This window comes from Sphingobacterium sp. G1-14, from assembly GCF_002196555.1.
Taxonomy (GTDB): Bacteria; Bacteroidota; Bacteroidia; order Sphingobacteriales; family Sphingobacteriaceae; genus Sphingobacterium; species Sphingobacterium siyangense.
Genome location: NZ_CP021381.1, coordinates 1,079,946 through 1,095,454 on the forward strand (window position 1 = coordinate 1,079,946; position 15,509 = coordinate 1,095,454).

15 protein-coding genes and 1 rRNA gene are annotated in these 15,509 nt (G+C 39.1%); 9 read left to right on the top strand and 7 right to left on the bottom strand.

Annotation, left to right across the window (positions count from 1 at the left end):
* The first annotated feature begins 79 nt into the window (after nucleotides 1-79).
* The 3 genes from rrf (at nucleotide 80) to CBM24_RS27680 (ending at nucleotide 1,989) form a co-directional block, all read left to right on the top strand.
* A 5S ribosomal RNA gene (gene rrf / locus CBM24_RS04620) occupies nucleotides 80-191 on the top strand.
* Between the two features lie 567 nt (nucleotides 192-758).
* Nucleotides 759-1,649: a DUF4886 domain-containing protein gene (locus CBM24_RS04625; protein WP_232475682.1), complete on the top strand. Its 891-nt coding sequence runs from the start codon at nucleotides 759-761 to the stop codon at nucleotides 1,647-1,649.
* 259 nt (nucleotides 1,650-1,908) lie between these two features.
* The gene (locus CBM24_RS27680) at nucleotides 1,909-1,989 is read left to right on the top strand and encodes a hypothetical protein (protein ID WP_335682273.1); all 81 of its coding nucleotides are present in this window, start codon (nucleotides 1,909-1,911) and stop codon (nucleotides 1,987-1,989) included.
* 76 nt (nucleotides 1,990-2,065) lie between these two features.
* Here CBM24_RS27680 and sucD read toward each other — a convergent pair whose 3' ends face one another.
* Both sucD and CBM24_RS04640 read right to left on the bottom strand, forming a co-directional pair.
* A complete protein-coding gene (gene sucD, locus CBM24_RS04635; protein ID WP_070564656.1) occupies nucleotides 2,066-2,938 on the bottom strand; it encodes a succinate--CoA ligase subunit alpha in 873 nt (290 codons plus the stop codon).
* Nucleotides 2,939-3,028: 90 nt separating this feature from the next.
* On the bottom strand, nucleotides 3,029-3,562 hold the full coding sequence (locus CBM24_RS04640; RefSeq protein ID WP_070564659.1) for an RNA methyltransferase: 534 nt from the start codon (nucleotides 3,560-3,562) through the stop codon (nucleotides 3,029-3,031).
* Between the two features lie 113 nt (nucleotides 3,563-3,675).
* Between CBM24_RS04640 and rpsT the strand changes: the two genes are divergently transcribed.
* Nucleotides 3,676-3,930 carry a 30S ribosomal protein S20 gene (gene rpsT, locus CBM24_RS04645; protein ID WP_046671646.1) on the top strand — a complete coding sequence of 85 codons (255 nt, stop codon included), beginning with the start codon at nucleotides 3,676-3,678 and terminating at the stop codon, nucleotides 3,928-3,930.
* 148 nt (nucleotides 3,931-4,078) lie between these two features.
* On the opposite strand, the gene CBM24_RS04650 is transcribed toward rpsT, so the two are convergent.
* The gene (locus tag CBM24_RS04650) at nucleotides 4,079-4,930 is read right to left on the bottom strand and encodes a DUF1080 domain-containing protein (protein ID WP_075991192.1); all 852 of its coding nucleotides are present in this window, start codon (nucleotides 4,928-4,930) and stop codon (nucleotides 4,079-4,081) included.
* A 39-nt stretch (nucleotides 4,931-4,969) separates the two neighbouring features.
* Nucleotides 4,970-5,803, bottom strand: coding sequence for an AraC family transcriptional regulator (locus CBM24_RS04655; protein ID WP_088160343.1), 834 nt, complete (start codon nucleotides 5,801-5,803; stop codon nucleotides 4,970-4,972).
* 433 nt (nucleotides 5,804-6,236) lie between these two features.
* Here CBM24_RS04655 and CBM24_RS04660 point away from each other — a divergent pair, with 433 nt between their 5' ends.
* The gene (locus CBM24_RS04660) at nucleotides 6,237-7,733 is read left to right on the top strand and encodes a succinate CoA transferase (RefSeq protein ID WP_070564668.1); all 1,497 of its coding nucleotides are present in this window, start codon (nucleotides 6,237-6,239) and stop codon (nucleotides 7,731-7,733) included.
* Nucleotides 7,734-7,831: 98 nt separating this feature from the next.
* On the opposite strand, the gene CBM24_RS04665 is transcribed toward CBM24_RS04660, so the two are convergent.
* A complete protein-coding gene (locus CBM24_RS04665; RefSeq protein WP_075991194.1) occupies nucleotides 7,832-8,164 on the bottom strand; it encodes a hypothetical protein in 333 nt (110 codons plus the stop codon).
* A gap of 16 nt (nucleotides 8,165-8,180) precedes the next feature.
* Nucleotides 8,181-8,678: a DinB family protein gene (locus CBM24_RS04670; RefSeq protein WP_075991195.1), complete on the bottom strand. Its 498-nt coding sequence runs from the start codon at nucleotides 8,676-8,678 to the stop codon at nucleotides 8,181-8,183.
* A gap of 315 nt (nucleotides 8,679-8,993) precedes the next feature.
* Here CBM24_RS04670 and CBM24_RS04675 point away from each other — a divergent pair, with 315 nt between their 5' ends.
* From CBM24_RS04675 to CBM24_RS04690, 4 genes are all read left to right on the top strand, one after another.
* On the top strand, nucleotides 8,994-10,040 hold the full coding sequence (locus tag CBM24_RS04675; protein ID WP_083663493.1) for an alpha-L-fucosidase: 1,047 nt from the start codon (nucleotides 8,994-8,996) through the stop codon (nucleotides 10,038-10,040).
* 82 nt (nucleotides 10,041-10,122) lie between these two features.
* Complete coding sequence (locus CBM24_RS04680; protein ID WP_083663494.1) at nucleotides 10,123-10,530, top strand: EthD family reductase; 408 nt, start codon at nucleotides 10,123-10,125, stop codon at nucleotides 10,528-10,530.
* A 184-nt stretch (nucleotides 10,531-10,714) separates the two neighbouring features.
* A complete protein-coding gene (locus CBM24_RS04685) occupies nucleotides 10,715-13,105 on the top strand; it encodes a PDZ domain-containing protein (RefSeq protein WP_157698369.1) in 2,391 nt (796 codons plus the stop codon).
* A 363-nt stretch (nucleotides 13,106-13,468) separates the two neighbouring features.
* On the top strand, nucleotides 13,469-13,900 hold the full coding sequence (locus tag CBM24_RS04690) for a DoxX family protein (protein ID WP_088160345.1): 432 nt from the start codon (nucleotides 13,469-13,471) through the stop codon (nucleotides 13,898-13,900).
* A gap of 89 nt (nucleotides 13,901-13,989) precedes the next feature.
* Here the strand turns inward: CBM24_RS04690 and CBM24_RS04695 are convergent, their stop codons facing one another.
* Nucleotides 13,990-15,282: a hypothetical protein gene (locus CBM24_RS04695; protein ID WP_088160346.1), complete on the bottom strand. Its 1,293-nt coding sequence runs from the start codon at nucleotides 15,280-15,282 to the stop codon at nucleotides 13,990-13,992.
* Nucleotides 15,283-15,509: the final 227 nt, after the last annotated feature.

The window sequence follows — 15,509 nt, forward strand, 5'->3', positions numbered from 1 at the left end:
GGAAACGAACCTCTTTCAATAGCTATGTCAGTTGGCATGAATCACATGATATCAATCATGATAATGTCAATAAAGATTTTTAGGTGCCTATATCGGCGGTGTCTACCTCTTCCCATTCCGAACAGAGCAGTCAAGCCCGCCAGAGCCGATGGTATTGCCGTAACAGGTGGGAGAGTAGGTCGGTGCCTTTTTTTACACGGAAGCCCTTGCTGGAAACAGTCAGGGCTTCTTTCGTTTGGATACTTCCGTATTTCGCTGTACAGGCCATTGCCTATCCTCCGCCTATCGGTTATCGCAGCACAGGACCGTCGGTGAGCCCGGTCCATCGGTAGCTGTTCCGCAAACGGTAGCAGTCCTGCAGCCTGCACTGACCGTGTCAAATCCTATTACTTTTTACCTGTATCCTATAGCTGCATATCGGCAAGTACAACAAGGGCTACTCCTGCTACTAGCCTTGTCAAGCTATATTGTTTTTCGTCTGTATCGTATTGCTGCATATCAATTGGCCTTGCAGTAGCTACTTGTAATACTATATATGCGATCCGACTGTTGGGAAGTATATAGGTAGTGGTTACAGATATAGCTATCAGAATTACATGTTATACAGCTATTTTCCACTATTATTAAGCTTTATGGGCAAATATCCCTGTCTCAGCTGTGCTGTCTCGATAACTTACAGATGGGAGAAAATCTCCCTTTCTAGGTATATCATTCGTATTTTTACGAGATATTATCTAATTTAGTTGTTATTGCATTATATGATGATAAAAGTAAAACAGGTATTGGTTTTTGGTTTTTTAATCGTATTCTTTTTGAAGAATAATCGATTAAATGCGCAAAATAAATCTTTAGATGATGGTGTGCTACGAATATTGGCCATCGGTAATAGTTTCTCGGAAGATGCTATTGAACAGAATTTATATGAATTGGCGAAAGCCGGGAAGAAAAAGATAGTGATCGGCAATCTCTATATTGGGGGAGCTCCTTTAAGTTTACATGTAAGTAACGCAAAAGAAGATAAGCCGGCTTATCGCTACCGCAAAATAAATCTTGACGGGCAAATGTCCGAGAAAACAAATGAGCGCTTATCTGAAGCGCTTATCGATGAGGCTTGGGATTATATTAGCTTTCAGCAAGCAAGTCCGCTATCAGGAGATTATGATTCGTATGCGAAGGACCTGCCGCCTTTATATGATTATGTAACAAAACATATTCTATTTCCTGAAACTAAGTATATATTGCATCAAACTTGGGCATATCAGAACGGTTCATCGCATGAAGGTTTTGTTCGTTATAACCGTAACCAAGATAGTATGTATAGCGCTATTGCCAATACTTCTCAGGAGGTATTTAACTGGGGTAATTTCGATCTTTTGATTCCTTCGGGTACAGCCGTTCAAAATGCACGTTCGAGTTTTGTGGGGGATAATTTTACGCGTGATGGCTATCACCTAAATCTGAACTATGGACGTTTCGTTGCTGCCTGTACCTGGTATGAGGCGTTATTCCATGAAAATGTACTGAACAATACATTTTTACCGCTAAAGGTAACCTATGTAGAGGGAGAAATTGCGCGAGCAGCAGCACATAAGGCAGTGGAATTCCCCTATGCTGTTACCGTATTAAAAGATTTTCAATTAATGAATTAGTATTTATATATCAAAAAGAGCTATTTGATCGAATTGGATCACGAAACAAAAAATACCAAACGTATTCTAGAACGGATACCGGACGATAAATTGGATCGGCGTCCACACGAAAAATTGATGAGTTTGGGCGAATTTCGCCGAACCGGATTGGTTTAATGAATGGGTACTTAAAGCTGGGGAACATGAGATTGCCCGTTTGCCACGAGCTGGAGCGATACGTTTTATTGTCAATAATCATATCGTTCATCATCGTGGTCAGTTGACTGTTTATTTGCGATTATTGGATATTGCTGTACCAGGCTTATATGGACCATCGGCAGACGAAGCAATGTCTAGTTAATGTTGTCATCTAATTATTAGGTATAAAAAAAGGGAATCAAATTTGATTCCCTTTTTTTATATGCTCGATGGTCTAATTATTTAGCCAATTCTTCTGCGATTGCTTTTCCAATTTCAGCTGGAGATTCAACAACACGAATACCACACTCACGCATGATTTTCATTTTTGCAGCAGCAGTGTCATCTGCACCACCTACAATTGCACCAGCGTGTCCCATACGACGTCCTGGAGGCGCTGTTTGACCTGCGATAAATCCAACAACAGGTTTAGTACCGTGTTCTTTGATCCAACGAGCAGCTTCAGCTTCCATTCCACCACCAATTTCACCGATCATGATGATCGCTTCAGTTTCAGGGTCATTCATTAATAATTCAACAGCTTCTTTGGTTGTTGTACCAATGATAGGGTCACCACCAATTCCGATTGCTGTTGTGATACCTAATCCTGCTTTTACAGTTTGATCTACGGCTTCGTAAGTTAAAGTTCCTGATTTAGAAACAACACCTACATTACCTTTTTTGAAGATAAATCCTGGCATGATACCGATTTTAGCTTCGCCTGCAGTGATGATACCTGGGCAGTTAGGACCGATCAAACGAGAGTTTTTGTCGCTCAAGTAAGATTTTACTTGGATCATATCTTTTGTTGGGATACCTTCTGTAATACAAACAATCACTTCGATACCAGCAGCGGCAGCTTCCATGATCGCATCTGCAGCAAATGCTGGAGGTACAAAAATAATAGAAACATTAGCTCCTGTAGTGTCAACTGCATCTTGCACAGTATTGAATACAGGACGGTCTAAGTGTTGTTGACCACCTTTACCAGGAGTAACACCACCAACTACATTTGTTCCGTACTCAATCATTTGAGTAGCATGGTAAGTACCTTCGTTGCCAGTGAAACCTTGAACGATTACTTTTGAATCTTTATTAACTAATACACTCATTTCTTCTTTAAATTTTGCACACAAATCTACTATTTTGCTTTCTAAAATGGAAGCAATGTGAATAGGAATGTGACCTTTATTGATAAATTTTTAATTGAAATTGCGTTTTTGGATAAAATCCCAAAGAATAATGCCAATTGCGACAGATACATTTAAGGAATGTTTGGTTCCGTATTGGGGGATTTCGATGCAGGTATCAATTTTTTCCATGACATCTTCATCTACTCCATTGACCTCATTTCCAAAAATCAATGCATACTTTTTGTCATTTTCTGGTTCAAACTGATGTAACATAACACTATCATCTGCTTGCTCGATGGCAATAATGACATAACCTTCTGACCGAAGCTGATCAACAACAGCTGTGGTATCTTTGTGGTATTCCCAAGCAACTGATTGAGTAGCCCCGAGGGCGGTCTTTTCGATTTCGCGATGGGGAGGTGTGCCCGTAATGCCACACAAGTATATTTTTTCAATAGCAAATCCGTCTGCAGTACGGAAGGCCGAGCCTACATTATGCATGCTCCGTACATTGTCCATAACGATTGTGATAGGAGTTTTTTCTTGTTTTTTAAACGATTCAACATCTGTACGTTGAAGTTCATCCATCGATAATTTTTGCATGTCGCAAATATACTAAACCTAAAAAATAAAATAGATTTTGAATATTGAAAATAAGGTGTTATTTTTGCAGTCCGAATTACAAGAAAAAATTGAATAAAAATTAGCTAAAAAAAATGGCAAATCATAAATCAGCGATCAAAAGAATTAGAGCAAACGCTACTAAACGTTTAAGAAACCGTTACCAAGCAAAAACTACACGTAACGCAATCAAAAAATTACGTCACACTACTTCTGCAGAAGAAGCAAAAACATTGTTACCACGCGTAATTTCTATGCTTGATCGTTTGGCAAAGAAAAATGTGATCCACAAGAAAAAAGCTTCTAACAACAAATCTAAGTTAACAAAATTTGTTAACGGTTTAGCGTAAGCTTTTCGTATAGATATAGAGGGGTACAGCTCGCTGTATCCCTTTTCTTTATGTTATATACTTTGGATTTCTCTTTCCAAGCGAATGGTAAATAAAAAAGCATCGATATTCGATGCTTTTTTATTTTAAAACTGACTTGGAGTGTTTTTTATTGTTGCAAATTTGGAAGTAGCTCCGCGATGACCTTTTTCAATTTGTTGGGATCTTTCATGTAAGGTTCTAAATCGTAAAGTTCCACTTTTTTAAAGTCAATGGGATGACTCTCACTCTGCAGTGAAATAGTCCCCTTACTTAAAAGCTGACCATCCTTTTTCACTTTAGGATCGAAACCACTTACATTACCGCCTCCAATTTGCGGTTTATTATACTGTAATACGACCTTGTTTTCAAGGATATGTTGCACAAGTGAGTCTCCCAATACCAAGAAATCAGCAGTTACCCATTGATCTCCAGCATAGGTTTTTGATGTTGAGCTGATGCAATGTGGTGTAAATAGCTTATTGTCGATCACAACGTTTGTGCCTGGTGTACAAAGGTTACTTGTGGTCCGTTCGTCCTTGCCATTTCCACCCAGCAGTTGCCCTTCGATCGATATTGGAAAGTCTTGATCCACACCCATGGTATTAGGATCCTGTCCATGTAGCATGGCTCCGCTATTACGCCAGGCCCAACCTTCTCCACCATTTACCTGTTCACCAACAAATCTGTAAGTGACGCGCAATAAATAAGCTGAGAATTCTTTATTGTAGAATAGATGGCCATACTGAAAATTAAAATTATCATAACCATCATATCTTACTTTGAGTAAACCGTCTTCTACACGAAATGTATTTTTATAATTATCCCCAACTTTGTGGTTTCTGATTTTTGGGGTCCAGTTCTTCAAATCTTTCCCATTAAATAACTGAATGGGTTTGGGTTTTTTATCTTGAGATTTGGCAAATAAAGAAGTGCTGAGCAATAAAATTCCAGCACTATAAATGATATGTTTGAATTTCATCCTGAATTAGGTTTATTGACCTAAATTAGGTAAACATTTTTAAATAAGCAATTCTTTTTGTTTGACATATTCGCTTGGACGGATACCGACGACCTTATTGAATGTGTTACTAAAGGTGGGGAGACTATTGTATCCAACTTTGAGTGCAACTTCATTTACACTTAGTTTTTCGTCTAAAAGGAGCTTAAGAGCAGTCAGCATTCTGAGAATCGTGTAGTACTGGATAAAAGACATATTTAATTCTTTTTGAAATAGTCTGGCTAATGTACGTTCACTAATGTTAAATAATCCGGCAAGTTTTTTAAAGCTGACATTTTCCTCTATATTCTCTTCGAGGTAAGTAACGATATCCTTTAATTTCTGATGATTAGGATAGGGCAAGGCCAATGGAAGCTCATGCAGCGATAATTCCGGCAAGATAAGTTTAAATGCAGAAGCAATACTATATTTAGGTTCTTCGACCGGAAAGATATTGCCATTCCAGCGGTTGGTAAACATAATCAGCTCTATCAAAAGATCATTTACTGGATAGATTCCCATTTTGCTATAGAAGGGTGCGTCATTATTGGTTTTGGGAAAGTACAAATTACGCATAACGACCTCCGGTGTACTTGGATGAATACTATGTTTTATGCCAGCGGGAATCCACAAATAATGTCGGGCAGGTAGAAAATATGATTTTTCCTCTGTCTTAACAAATACGACACCGCCTTCTGTATATAAAAATTGGTCCTTATCGTGGCAATGTTCGGAAATATGATTCTCTGCAATAATAGCGTGGTGACAGTAAATGCTATCTTCAAATGAGTCTACTTCCGTCATATAATAACGGTTGACATATTTAGCATCTGTCGTTATATCTTGTGTATTCATTTTAACCTATAATACTATGTCACAAAGGTAAGACTTTTTTACTAGACCCCACCTTTACTTCTTGAAAGTGAGTGTATGCTTACGTTAAAATGGCAATTAATCGACGAGAGAGTTAGTCTTTACTTACTTTAGTTTTGCCTTTGTTATTGTAAGTTGTTTGTTATCAGTGTGATATATATTATCGATCAGTGTGATATAAAATATTTTTTTATTATGATTTGTTGTATATTTTTGATTTATAGCGAGTTGTGTCTTTTTAGTCTCGTTTGGATAATTTTGTGTCGAATGGTAATAAATATGCAGTTTAAAAAAATGCTAAAATTGTTTGGTTAAGAGGTGGGAAAATATAACAAAGAACTTTACAAATAAGGGAAATATATAGGTTTCAATTTCTTAAGTTTACAATAATGGAATAAAATCAAACTATAACAATATGGCTTACGAAAGAATAAAAGTTCAAAGCTTACATGATAAAGTGATTACAGCGGAAGAAGCTGCTAAGCTATTTCAAAACGGAATGGTCGTTGGATCGAGTGGTTTTACTAAGGCTGGAGACAGTAAGGTTGTGTTACCAGCCTTGGCTGAACGTGCAAAAGTGGATCCATTGAAAATAACCCTGATTACTGGGGCTTCGTTGGGACATGGAACAGACGGTAAATTGGCGGAAGCGGGGGCACTATCCAAGCGGATGCCTTTTCAGGTAGATCGTATTTTACGTAATAAAATTAATGCCGGGGATGTGCTGTTTATTGATCAGCATCTAAGCGAAACAGCCGAATTGCTGCACAATAAGAATTTGCCTCAGGTGGATATTGCTGTTTTGGAAGTAGCAGCAATAGAATCAGACGGAAGTATTGTTCCAACGACTTCTGTGGGAAATTCGGCTACTTTTGCTGCATTGGCTAAGCAGGTTATTTTGGAGGTCAATACTGCGATACCGATGACGATTAAAGGGATACATGATATTTACCAAGCAGAAGATTACCCTCGCCGTAATGTTATTCCGATTGTAGCACCTGAAAATAAAATTGGGCGTAAAACTATTCCTTTGGACGCAAGCAAGGTGGTGGGAATTGTGTTTACGAATGAGCTTGATAGCCCAGCCGATATTGCTGAACCGGATACCAAAACTACAGCGATAGCGAAGCATATTTTACAGTTTTTCGAAAATGAAGTAGAGCTAGGTCATTTGTCAGAAAGCTTGATGCCCCTCCAAGCGGGTATTGGAAAAGTAGCTAACGCTGTTCTAACTGGATTTATACATAGTAAGTTCCGTAATCTAACGATGTTTTCTGAAGTGTTGCAAGATAGTACCTTTGACCTTATCGATGCTGGAAAACTGGATTTTGCTTCTGCTTCTTCAATTACTGTTTCGGAAGAGTGTTATTCAAGAGTGTTCGATCATTTGGATCGATACCGCGATAAAATTGTATTGCGCCCACAGAACATTTCCAATACACCTGGACTGATCAAACGTTTGGGAATTATAGCAATTAATACAGCCATAGAGTTTGATATTTATGGAAACGTAAATTCTACCCATACTTCGGGAACAAATATCATGAATGGTATCGGTGGATCGGGTGACTTTGCACGTAATGCTTATTTGAGCATCTTTGTTACACAGGCAGCCTCTAAAGGGGATGCAATTTCTCATATTGTTCCTATGGTTTCTCACGTAGATCATACCGAACATGATGTCGATATTTTGGTAACAGATTATGGTTTGGCAGATTTGCGTGGTTTAGCGCCTCGTGAGCGAGCGAAAGTAATTATTGAGAACTGCGTACATCCCGATTATAGGGAGCAGCTATCAGACTATTATAACCGCGCTTGTGAAAGGGGAGGGCATACACCACATTTGTTAGAAGAGGCTTTTAGCTGGCATATTAATCTTCGTGAAAAAGGAACAATGAAAAAAGATCACTAACCGAGGGCGCGCGGTTACATATAGATTAAATGTATAAAGAAAGGCGAGGTTTAATGGTAGACTTCGCCTTTCTTGATGTATAACTATCACAAAGAAAATCACGTATTCATTTTATTGGCACGTTCGCCGATGATATCACAGACGTACCATTGATTGCCCATGGTTATATAGGTGCAGGCTTTATGGATGGATTCATAACTTCCCATTTCTGTTGTGGCAATGAGACGATCTGTCAAGTGTAACTGCTCGGCCTCAGGAACGAATAGCATAATTTCCCTGGCCGCAAACTCCAGAAGTGGAAATCGAACTTTCTTTTTCAGTAAACACTCTTGTGAGCTTAATATACGGCATTCAATACCGGATTGCTGTCCTTGCTGTTTCGCAGCTGCGACAATTTCTCGGATCTGTACTTTACTGGTAATTTGGTCCATAGCGCTGCTCGAATCCCTATTCTTGATCTTTATAAATATTCCAATAATTAAAGTCTGTCATTGGGGCATCCGTAATTCCAATAGCTCGACCCATTGTAACGATTTGTCCCCTATGATATGTTCCGTGGAGGATCAGCTGTTGTATGTATTCATACTTCGTGAAATCGCATTGAAACCATGGTGATTCCACTTTGATATTTTTTTCAAGATCTAACTCCGATAGCTTGTTTATATAATCCACAAGTTGGACTGAACTTCTTCTTAGCGCTTCAAATATTTCTTCTTTTGTGGTTCGCTTTTTTTCAAAATCGAAATCATTGCTTTCTGAAATGTGGCTCCACCAATATTCCTGTGTCTGCAAGATGTGGTTTAAGGTTTTCAAAATGGTCGGGAAGCTTGAAGGTACCTCCTGGTTAAGTTGGTCGTCCGATTTATCAGCCAGCCAATTGATGTATTTATTGACAACCCAGTCGTTATACTCGGCACTTTTTGTGATTAAGGTCTTTAAACTCATAATTTCAATCTATAGTATGGTTTTTAATGAAATATTTACTAAATATAAATCCTTTTTGGAAAGAATTTATATTAAATTTCATAGCAGATAGACTGTTTGATAAGCTGCTTTGGAAGTTTTCATTTTTGTAAAATTGAGGCAGGTATAGCCCTGTACGCTAAGCGTAACTTCTTTGCAATAAATAAAAAGTGTTGTTCATATTTTTTATATTTATTTTGCAATAGCAGAATGGTTTAGCATTTGTCGAATGCGCAAGATACCAATAGAAGATTTGACAGCCGCTTGAGCTTGTTGGATTAACCAATTATAATAAATATGATAAAAGCAACGCATTGTATTCTTTCTCTACTAGCCATGTTGTTTATGAACATGGGGAACGCCCAAGTTAATAATTTACAGGAATCCAAAAAGGATTTTGATGAACGGATGCATTGGTTTAGGGAAGCAAAATATGGAATGTTTATTCATTTTGGGCTTTATAGTCAACTTGGAGGGATATATAAAGGGAATTCAACCAAAGGATATGCCGAGTGGATACAATCGGAAATGAATATTCCGAAGGCAGCCTATTCGGAGCTGATTAACACATGGAACCCCAAGGACTTTAATGCAGATCGTATTGTTCAATTGGCTAAAGATGCCGGAATGAAGTATATTGTCCTGACGACCAAACACCATGAGGGGTTTTGTCTGTGGGATTCCCCCTACACAGATTATGATATAGCTTCGACGCCAATGAAAGGAAGAGATCTCGTGCGGGAGTTGTCCACAGCTTGTAAGAAAGCTGGGATCAGATTTGGTACCTACTACAGTATTATCGATTGGCATCACGATTCGCAATATGTCGATCCTAATGGTAAAGGCGATTGGGGCCAGATCCTCATTAAGCCAGAACAGAAAGCTGCTTATATTCAATACATGAAAAATCAATTGAAAGAATTGGTTGTAAAGTATGATACCGACATCCTTTGGTTTGATGGGGATTGGGTGAACTGGTGGGATATGGCCGCAGGAGAAGATCTTTATCAATATCTACGCAAATTGAAGCCCTCTCTTATCATTAATAACCGCGTAGCAAAGCGTGATCAATTTAAGCGAGATTTTGGAACGCCTGAACAAGAACATCCTGGAGCGTTGCTGGATTACGATTGGGAAGCCTGCTATACCCTGAACAATTCTTGGGGATATAAAAAATCAGATAATAATTGGAAATCTCCCACAGAAGTAAATACTAAGCTACGAGAGATAAATGAAAAAGGTGGAAATTTGCTGCTCAATATTGGACCTGATGCTAACGGAAACGTGCCGGTTGCTAGTAAAGAAATTTTGTTGAAAGCAGCCGCAGAGCGCAAAAAGAACTAATCTAAGCAATATTCGCTGTTTATTTACTCATGGCAAATGTTTTGGAAAAAAGAGTGTTATTTAATCTTACTTATCAACAAATATGAAAACAAAGATCATTTTAGTTATGGTTTTGGTAACCATGCTGTTGGGGTTCCAGTGCAATGTAAAAGCAGATCCACCTTTTCATAAAAAAGGGATGATCAAGGTATCGATCTTTTATCGTAATGGCCCTGGAAAGACATTTGATTGGAATTATTATCTCCCTAAACATATTGCGCTTGTCAAAAAAGTTTACGGTAAAGCACTGAAAGGCGTAACCATTGATAAAGGGCTTTCGGGACGTAGCTCAGCAGAAGGTCCGATCTATTTGGCCATTTGCCATTTGTATTTTGATTCTGTTGCGGCCTATCAGGATCCTTTAAAAGAAAATGGGAAAAAGTTTGCCGAAGATTTTCCAAAGTACACGAATATTACGCCAGAGGTACAGATCAGTGAAGTGATTCAATAGACCATTCGCTAATTAGGCGAAATACCATTGTTTTGTGAAATATAAACCTGATCGAATGAAACACGAACTGAAAAAGTCGTTTGTGCATAGCAAACGACTTTATTTTTATGGACTTATAGACCTAACTATATAGCGGGTTTATAGTCGATGTAATCTAGCTAAAACTATATGAACGATTAAAATTATGAAGATATCTTGTATGCTATTTCCTAAATTATTATTTATTGGCCTTAGCGGTGTCACTTCGCTTAGCGTGCGTGGACAAGAGGCTGGCTCGGTCAAACGTATTTATATCAGTACAAAAGGAAGTGATAGAAACCAAGGAACTATGGCCAGTCCCTATGCCACAGCTGAAGCCGCATTGCGATCGGTAGAAAAACAGAAACAAGGTAAAAATACACCAGGCATCGAAATCATCTTTATGGCAGGCACCTACCAGCTGGATAAACCGATTGAATTGTCTGCTGGGATATCGGGTACAAGAAGGCAACCCTTGCGGATTAAAGCTGAGGATGGAGCACAAGTTACGCTGAGTGGTGCCAAATCGCTTAACCTCAAATGGAAACAGGGCGATCATGGTATTTGGGAGGCTAAAGTCCCAAGAGGAGTAAACTTCCAAAGTCTATACGCTAATGATAAGCATCTTGTCCGGGCACGTTATCCAAACTACGATCCCACAGTCTTGCCATTTCAAGGCTATGCTGCAGATGCATTAAGTCCCGAACGTGTCGCAACCTGGAAAAACCCTAAGGGGGGAATTGTACATGCTTTGCATGCTGGTCGCTGGGGAGGATTCCATTATAAGATTACCGGAAAAGATGGCTTATCAACAGTTACACTTGAAGGTGGACAGCAAAATAATCGTCCCAGCAAAATGCACGAGACCTATCGCTTTGTAGAAAATATCTTTGAAGAACTCGATACCTTTCAGGAGTGGTATTTGGATGAGGAGAAGGCACTCTTATATTATATGCCTGCTAAAGGAGTTGATCCCAACCAGCTGAAGTTTGTAGCACCACAATTGGAAAATTTAATCTATCTTTCAGGTTCATCTTCCAGACCAGTGCATGATATTGAGGTTAGTGGCCTTCGCTTCATGTATACTGCTCCTACCTTTATGAAAACAAGCGAACCTCTCTTACGTAGTGATTGGACGATCTATCGACAGGGAGCCGTAAAGATTGAAGGTGCGGAAAACTGTATCTTCCGCGCGAATGATTTTATCGCTTTGGGCGGCAATGCAATATTTATTAATAATTATAACCGCGGCGTCAAAATCGAAGGAAACCGGATTGAACAGATCGGCGCCGGAGCAATCAATTTTGTAGGAGATCCAGCAGCAGTACGCTCACTGGAATTTCGATATGAAAAATTTGTTCCGTTTGACCAAATGGATACCATCAAAGGGCCAAAAACCGATAATTATCCTATGGACTGTGAGGCGAGTGACAATCTGATTCATAACATTGGATTGATCGAAAAACAAGTAGCAGGTGTACAGGTCTCTATGGCTGAATCTTTACGAATTTTGCATAATACCATTTACAATGTGCCGCGAGCAGGTATTAATGTAGGTGATGGTACCTGGGGCGGTCATGAGATAGCTTACAATGATGTTTTTAATACAGTCCTGGAAACCAGCGATCATGGAGCTTTCAACTCATGGGGGCGCGACCGATTTTGGCATCCTAATCGAAAGGAGATGGATGAACTGACGGGGAAACATCCCAATTTAATATTGCTGGATGCAGTCAAAACAACTAAAATCCATGATAATAGATTTCGCTGTGATCACGGTTGGGATATTGATTTGGACGACGGATCTTCCAACTATGAAATTTACAACAATCTTTGTTTAAGTGGGGGACTAAAACTAAGGGAAGGATTTTATCGCAAAGTGTATAACAATGTGATGATCAACAATGGTTTTCATCCACATGTCTGGTTTCAAAATAGTCACGATGTATTCCGTAATAATATTGTGATGGAGTCCCATCAGGATATACAGGTCAAGTATTGGGGGGAAGAGGTAGACCATAATATCTACGGAAGGAAGGATGACCTAGACAAAGATCGGGCGAAAGGCATAGAAAAACATGGTCGTGTTATTCAATTGAACTTTACGAATCCTGCACATGGCGATTTCCGATTGAAGAACTTGAAAGATCAGGATTTTAAAAATTTTGACATGCTGCATTTCGGGGTTATGAGTAAAAGACTTAAAACTCTTGCCGCTAGTCCTGAAATACCTCAATTGATCCAATCCGAAGCAAAGGAACAGGGGAGCAGATGGGCCTGGAAGTCGGGCTTATTTAAATCAGTGGAAACTTTGGGAGAGCAGTCGGCTGCGGGCCTACCCTCGATAAACGGCGTGCTGCTACTTCAGTTGGATGAAAAAGGCAATCTTTATAAAAGCGGTTTGCGTATCGGTGATGTTGTGCTGAATTACCAAGGCGAGAAAATAGATCAATTAATAGACTTGCAACAAGCGATAAAAAAGCATGTACACGCAGACCAGCCGAAGGTGTTAATTTTTAGAAACCAACAGCAGCAGGGATTAACGCTGCAGCTGTAGCAAATAGTTTTTATTTCCATTAGGACTATTGAGCATCTTGGTCGTCATTATAACAGTGTGTAATCATTTAATGGAGTAGACACATGATATTAAATTCTTATTCGTATTAATTGATGTCTAAGGCTGTACAGCACCCATGTGCTGGCAGCCTTATTGATTTAACTGTGCAATGGATTTAACCACAGCTGATCGCCGAACGATGAGCGAGGAAGTGAAGGTACAACACCGGTTATGACAATGAGGGGAGTCTTTGTGGGTATGGGATGGTTGAAACAAGTTTCTTAAACTGGTTTAAGTTTGGACTGTTTTTGTTCTCTTAAATTTGATTTATATCGTTTATACCATATTTATATAATTTATACCATGTATAATCAACTTTTTGTACGTATAGCTGTATCGACAGCATTTTTGTCTGCTGTTGCAGATCGTTGGGGGCTGTGGGGGGCACCGGGGGCATCACATGTTTCCTGGGGAAATTGGGCCAATTTTGTAGTCTACTCAAATACCCTTAATTTTTTTGTGCCTGAATCTTTCGGTAATATACTTGCTATAGGTGCAACATTATTAGAGGTTGTCTTAGCAATCCTATTGCTGATCGGCTATAAACTGCGTTTTACTGCATTCGTAGCCGGGATGCTACTGATCAGCTTTGCGATAGTGATGACCCTCTCATTAGGAATTAAATCGACGTTCGATTATTCGGTCTGGGTAGGAGCGGCGGCCTGTTTTCTACTGCATACAGCCGATAATTTTCCCATTAGCATAGACCGCTATATTGAACTTCGAAAAAAGTAAATGGATAGATGATCTTCTCATTTTAGGAATAGATCTCAAAAAAAATAAAAAATGCCGTTAAACGAGTTTGTTTAAGGGCATTTTTAGGATTACATTTCCTTTAAGTTCACCTCTTTCTTTTCACCGTCTTTGTCGATGGTAACGTGTTTCTCAATATTGGCTTTGTCGACATAAGATGATCTTGCCGTACCGTAATTTGTCGTGGAACCTGTATAACCCCAATAGTTATAATAATTGGTGTAGCCTGATACATAGGAATAGTTGTAAGAATTGGTGAAATCGAAGCTCGCCATAATCACGTATGCACCTGGCATGAGGTCTGCAAATTCGAAATGCCCCTCATCATCATACACTTTTGCTTTTTTAACCGCATAGCCAAAATCAGGATCTAATGGAACTTCCTGGACCTTTTTCTGTTTTCGGATCTTTTTATTGACTTCAAGCCATTCTTCGTAATAGGCCGAGTTGGCGAATAGCGTAATTTCTGTTCCTTTTGGAGCATATTGCTTTTTTGCAGTATTCACGAGCCCGCCAAGTTTTTTTCCGGAGCTAGATCGTGCGTAAGCCGTCCCGATAATAACACTGTTCCCTTGAGAAATCTGTTGGGCAGCCTGTTCTTTGTTGAATCTATTTTTAATAGGTTGATAGTCCAGTTCTTCGTTTACGGTAATTTCCCACTTTCCGTTTCCCATGGACATTTCCCTTTGCCATAATCGGCGATCTTTTTTATCGATGACATAATTGTAGATGGCTCCGGTACTTTCTTCTAAAAGTGTAACCAGCCAACTGTCGTGCTTACCTGTTTTTGGGGAACCATAACTGTAGCTTTTTACTTCTTTAATGGTATAGTCTTCGACAAAAATGTCCGAATCACTATTGTAATAAAATTGCGGGATGCGCGCTTTATACCCTAGATCTAAAGGTAGAGTTGAAATCAGATGATCTGTCCAGTTAAAATCTACAAAAGGTCTAGTTGGCTGTAAGTTGATCTTTTTTTCCTTTTTAGTTTTCTTCGAATAATAATTACCTGTAATTGTTTCTGCAAAGTTGAGGTTTACTTTTGTTTCCTTGCCATCGCTCGCGTAGCTGATGGACCGAAGTGTTTTTGCGTCGGCAATCGTTGTGCGGATCGAAGTCCAGGCATTGTCTTTCGGAACATAGGTATTGGTTAAGGTCAGCTGATTGTTGGCCGCTACGATATCGTAGGTCAATGATCCTTGTTTGTCCCAGGTGTTATCTTTAACATAATATACCGTATACAGTGATTTTTCTGGTTTGATATAGTTGGTATTGATATCGCTGCTACCAGGGGTGACGGTCTTTTGACATAATCCTACGGCCGGAAGTAAGCCTACTCCCAAAACAAAGGCATATAATTTCATATATGTGAACTATAGTTAATGAAAAAACAAGTTGTTTTCTTGTTCGATTTATTTATCTAAGGTAATAAAAAAGTTTTTTATTTTTTCCTGGGGATAGCCTCGTCGAATAGGCTTATGCTATAGCGGGAATTTGACGTCGTACCCTTTTGGAGCTTGTTCGAATATTGATGATATACCGATGGAAAAAATAAGACGGAGGTATTTCTACCTCCGTCGTCATGCTCTTT